We start from the raw sequence: 4,862 nt of genomic DNA, 5'->3' as shown, positions 1-4,862 counted from the left end.
GACGGGGACGGACCTCCAAAAAGACGACGGCTGCGCCTCTGGCACCAGCGCTGAGTATAGGCGGCCGCCGAGTTTCTGTGCCGACAAGAGGGTGCAACCCTAAACAGTTTTCGGCGAACGTGCCGCCATTGCCGGGATATTCGTGGGGATTCGGTCTGACCCCCGGGGCTCGGGGCCTCCTCGCGTTGGCCTCGACATCACGGTGGGGCAATGTTATTTACCGCTACCGGGCATGGTGAATGGCCATGGATAGTGGGCGACGGGTGCAGGAGAGGCGAGTGCTGGAGCAGGTTTCACAACAGGCGGCGTATCGGCTGTATGAGGTGCTGCGCGGGCTGGCGTGGCAGGATTCGTTCGATGATCAGTCGCTGGTGAGGGGCTTGGTCTACTCCCACGAGGGGCGAGTGGGGGAGCACCTGGAGGCCGAACAGGACGACACGCTGCTGGAGCTGCATGGCGAGGTGGCCGGGCGGGGGCGGCAACCCTATGGTACCCAGGTGGCGATCTATCCGGACCGTGCCAACCTGGGGGTCATCGCGGACTGCAGCTGCCCGGTGGCATCGCAGTGCAAGCATGCCGTGGCCTTGATCGATGCCTTCCTGAACCGGATGAAGGCGCTGGGGGGCCCTGCTCACGGCGGCGATTCCGCGCAGGACCCGGCCCTGTCGGAACTGGAGAAGACCTGGTCTCGCTGGCTGGCGTGGTGCGAGGCACCTGGCTCCTCGGCCCAGGAGACGGTGGACGATCGGCACCGTCTGGGGCTCTTCCTCGATATCACGCCCGATATCGGTCTGCCGGCCCTGAAGGTGCAGGCGGTGTGGCTGCGCCCCTCGCGCCAGGCGTCCCGCAAGCAGCAGGCGTCACGCGCCTGGGTCAGGCCCCAGCCCATCGCGCTGCACGATACGGGCGAGCTGTCGCCGGCGCCGGCGGACGGCTGGCCGGTCGCGCTGGAGGAGCGGCTGACGCTGCTGCTCCAGGGCGAGCCTCGGGACGCCTACCTCTCCTCGCTGCAGCGCGGCTGGACGTCGCTGGTGCATCCCTACCAGGTCCGCGCGCTGTGGGAGTTGCTGGACGCGGCAGAGCCGCCGCTGCTGTATTACCGCAAGCAGACCGGCACGGCGCTGGCGCTGGGGCCTGGTTGTCGGGCGGCGCCCGCCTGGCAGGCCGATGACGACGGTGTGCAGCGGCTCCGGGCGGCGCTCCTGCCCGAAGGTACCTGCTCGTCCGAGGCCATGATCGTCAAGGCCGGGCGGGGCCTGTGTTACCTCGATCCTGAGCATGGCCTGTTGGGCCCGCTGGAAGGCAACCTGCGGTTGCTGCAACGGCTGCGCTCCGCCCCGGAGGTGCCCCCCGAGATGAGCGACTGGCTGGCGGAGCGCCTGCAGGGCTCCTCCCTGGCCGCCCAACTGCCGCCCCCGGCGGTGGTGGAGGAGACGACGCTGGAGGGGGTGACGCCCGGGCTGTGCGTTCACATGGAGGTGGTGGACGTTCGCGCCCACGCCTGGTATGGCCGCATCCGCTCGGTGGGCGCCGGGGTGGTGACCTTCGACTACGACGGTGTGAGCGTGGCGCCGGAGGAGGGGGAGCAGGCGCGCGTCTTCCATCGCGGCCAGCAGGTCACCGTGAGCCGTGATGCCGAGGCGGAGCGCGCCCTGGTGCGCTCGCTGCCCTCCGGCATGGTGTCCCTGGAGCGTCTCGTCGAGCAGGAGGCGGCGCCCGATCTCGACCTGCCGCCGTGGACGCTGCTGCTGCCGCTCGACGGTGAGCCCCCCGAGACGGCGGCGCAGTGGTTCACGCACCTTTCGCCCCCGGAGGCATGGTGGCCGATGATCCACCGGCTGCGCCGGGCCGGCTGCCGGGTGACCTTCGCTGCCGACTTCCCCGAGGAGCCGCGACGGCTGACGCCGGACGCCTGGCATGGTGAACTGGCCCCGGCGGGTAACGGCTGGTTCGAGCTGGGCCTGGATATCGAGGTGGAAGGCGAGCGCCTCGACCTCCTGCCGCTCCTGCAGCAGCTGCTCGAGGATCCCGACTTCCCCCTGGACGCACCCGACGACGAGCCCGACGACGCCACCTATGCGCTGGCGCTGGACGACCAGCGAGAGCTGGTGCTGCCCCTGGCCCGGTTGCGAGGCCTGATGACCCCGATCCTGGACTGGCTCGGCGACGCCGAGGCGGGCGCCCTGCGGCTGCCGGTCACCGCCGCCCAGGGGCTGGAGCCGCTGGCGACGCGGGAACGGTGGCAGGGGCGCGAGGGGATGACCGATCTGGTGCACCGCCTCAAGGCGCTGCCCGCCCGGCTGCCCGCGCCGCAGGGATTCACCGGCCGGTTGCGCGATTACCAGGCGCATGGCCTGGCGTGGCTGCGCTTCCTGTCCGAGCTGCCCAGCGGCGGCATTCTGGCCGACGACATGGGCCTGGGCAAGACCATCCAGGTGCTGGCCCATGTGCTGGACGAACGGCAGCGGGGCGCCCTGGTGTCGCCGACCCTGGTGGTGGCGCCCACCAGCCTGGTCGGCAACTGGTGTGCCGAGGCGGCACGCTTCGCGCCCGGCCTGAGGGTGCTGGCCCTGCAGGGTGGCAAGGCCGAGCGCCAGCGGCAGATGGCCGAGCGGCTTGCCGAGGCCGACCTGGTGGTGACCACCTATCCGCTGCTGATTCGCGACGTCGAGCACCTGCGCGAGCAGACCTTCGGGCTGCTGGTGCTGGACGAGGCCCAGGCGATCAAGAACGCCGCCAGCCAGACCGCCCAGGCGGTACGGGCCCTCGAGGCCGGCCGCACGCTGGCCATGACCGGCACACCGCTGGAGAACCACCTGGGCGAGCTGTGGGCCCAGCTGGACGCCGTGGCGCCGGGTGTCCTGGGTAGCCAGCAGTGGTTCGGCCAGCACTTCCGCACGCCGATCGAGAAGGAGGGCGATGTGGCGGCCCGCCAGCGCCTTTCCCGGCGCATCGCGCCGCTCATGCTGCGACGGACCAAGCAGGAAGTGCTCACCGAGCTGCCCGAGAAGATAGAGAACCGCCGGGAGATCACTCTGCCCGGCGCCCAGCGCGAGCTCTACGAGACCCTGCGCCTGGCGCAGCATCAGCGGGTCCAGCAGGCCATTGCCGAGCGCGGCCTGGCGGCCTCCGGCATCGTGATGCTCGATGCCTTGCTCAAGCTGCGCCAGGTGTGCTGCGATCCGCGCCTGGTCAAGCTGGATAGCGCCCAGCGGGTGCGGCGTTCGGCCAAGCTCGACCAGCTGCGCGAGCTGTTGCCGCCGTTGATCGAGGAGGGCCGGCGCATCCTGGTGTTCTCCCAGTTCACCGAGATGCTGGACCTGATCGGCAAGGCGCTGGCGAGTGACGGCATCCCCTATACCACGCTCACCGGTGACACCCCGGGCAAGGTGCGCACCGAGCGCGTGGCGGCCTTCCAGGAGGGCGAGGTGCCGGTGTTCCTGATCAGCCTGCGCGCCGGTGGCGTGGGGCTCAACCTGACCGCCGCGGATACCGTGATTCACTACGACCCCTGGTGGAACCCCGCCGTGGAAGCCCAGGCGACGGGGCGTGCCCATCGCCTGGGCCAGCGGAACCCGGTGTTCGTCTACAAGCTGGTGTGCGCCGGCACGGTGGAGGAACGCATCGTCGACCTGCAGGCCCGCAAGGCCGACCTGGCCACCTCCATCCTGGAAGGCAGCGCGGAACGCGGCGCCGACGGCCCGCTGTTCGACGAAGAGGACCTGGCGCTGCTGTTTGCCCCGGTGGGCGCGGCGTCCTGATCTCGATGCCCGGTTCAGGCGTCGGGATAGCCCCTATCGGGTCAGGCCCCGGCCGAGTCATTGGCCCGTGGTGGTGGGCGTGGCACGCGGGTGCGCCGCCGCCGGGGTCTGACCCCCGGGGCCTTCCGGCGTTGGTGGCCAGGTCTGATGAGGCTGACCGCCAGTGATGGGCGATACCGCCGGGGACTGGCTCCATACTCGCATGATGAAATGGCGGGCTATTACATATGGTGGTATAATGTAATAAAGCAAGGAGGCGTCGATGGTCAGCAGCTTTCGTGACCCATGGCTTGAAGCATTCTTTTGCGATGGTACCAGCCATCGGAATATCCCCAGCAATATCGAATCCGCCTTGGCTCGCAAACTAGACATCATCGATGCTGCAACTGATGAGAACGACCTGCGCGTCCCACCCGGGAATCGCTTTGAGCATCTGCAGGGCAAATTGGCAGGGAAGTGTTCGATCCGCGTCAACAAACAGTATCGGCTGATCTTTGAGTGGGAAGGCGAGAAGGCCCATCACCTCTACCTGGACCCTCATAGCTATAGGTGAACGACATGAGTATGACCAATCGCAAGCCCACCAGCGTTGGTGAGGTTCTGGTTTTCGAATTCCTCGAGCCGCTCGGCCTGAGCCAGACCCGGCTGGCCCGGCAGATGGGGGTTTCTCCTCGTTTGGTGAACGAACTGTGTCGCAACAAGCGAGCGATCACGGCCGATACCGCGCTCATGCTCGCGCGCGTCTTTGGCAACTCCCCGCAGTTTTGGCTGCACCTGCAGCAACAAACCGATCTCTGGGAAGCCACGCACGATGCCAAGCGACGCGAGCGCATCGAGAAGGCAAAGCCGTTAGAGGCAGCATAGGGATTTCTCGGCACGAGAAGTTGACCCGGTTCAGGGGCCAAGGCCGCCCCTATCGGGTCAGGCCCCAGCCAAGTCACGAAGCCCGTCATGGTGGGCTTGGCGCGCGGTTTCGCCGCCGCCGGGGTCTGACCCGAATGGCACTTACTTAAGGCGCTGACCGACGCATAATCGGTTGATTTACAAGAAAACGGACGATGGAATACGGTATTGTGCAAGTCGCGAAACCACACACAAACC

The 4,862-nt window shown here is 68.0% G+C and carries 3 protein-coding genes; all 3 read left to right on the top strand.

Going from position 1 to position 4,862, the window contains the following annotated elements; genetic code table 11:
* Positions 1–245: 245 nt before the first annotated feature.
* Positions 246–3,761: an SNF2-related protein gene (locus AC5W54_RS22420; RefSeq protein WP_495964311.1), complete on the top strand. Its 3,516-nt coding sequence runs from the start codon at positions 246–248 to the stop codon at positions 3,759–3,761.
* A gap of 262 nt (positions 3,762–4,023) precedes the next feature.
* Positions 4,024–4,314, top strand: a complete 291-nt coding sequence (locus AC5W54_RS22415; protein ID WP_495964310.1) for a type II toxin-antitoxin system RelE/ParE family toxin — start codon at positions 4,024–4,026, stop codon at positions 4,312–4,314.
* A 5-nt stretch (positions 4,315–4,319) separates the two neighbouring features.
* Positions 4,320–4,625: a HigA family addiction module antitoxin gene (locus AC5W54_RS22410; protein WP_495964309.1), complete on the top strand. Its 306-nt coding sequence runs from the start codon at positions 4,320–4,322 to the stop codon at positions 4,623–4,625.
* The last annotated feature ends 237 nt before the right edge of the window (positions 4,626–4,862 follow it).

It is taken from the genome of Halomonas sp. LMYGS-3 (assembly GCF_059509875.1).
Note: the sequence above shows the minus strand (reverse complement) of the source record. Positions and strands in the feature narration are given on the sequence as shown.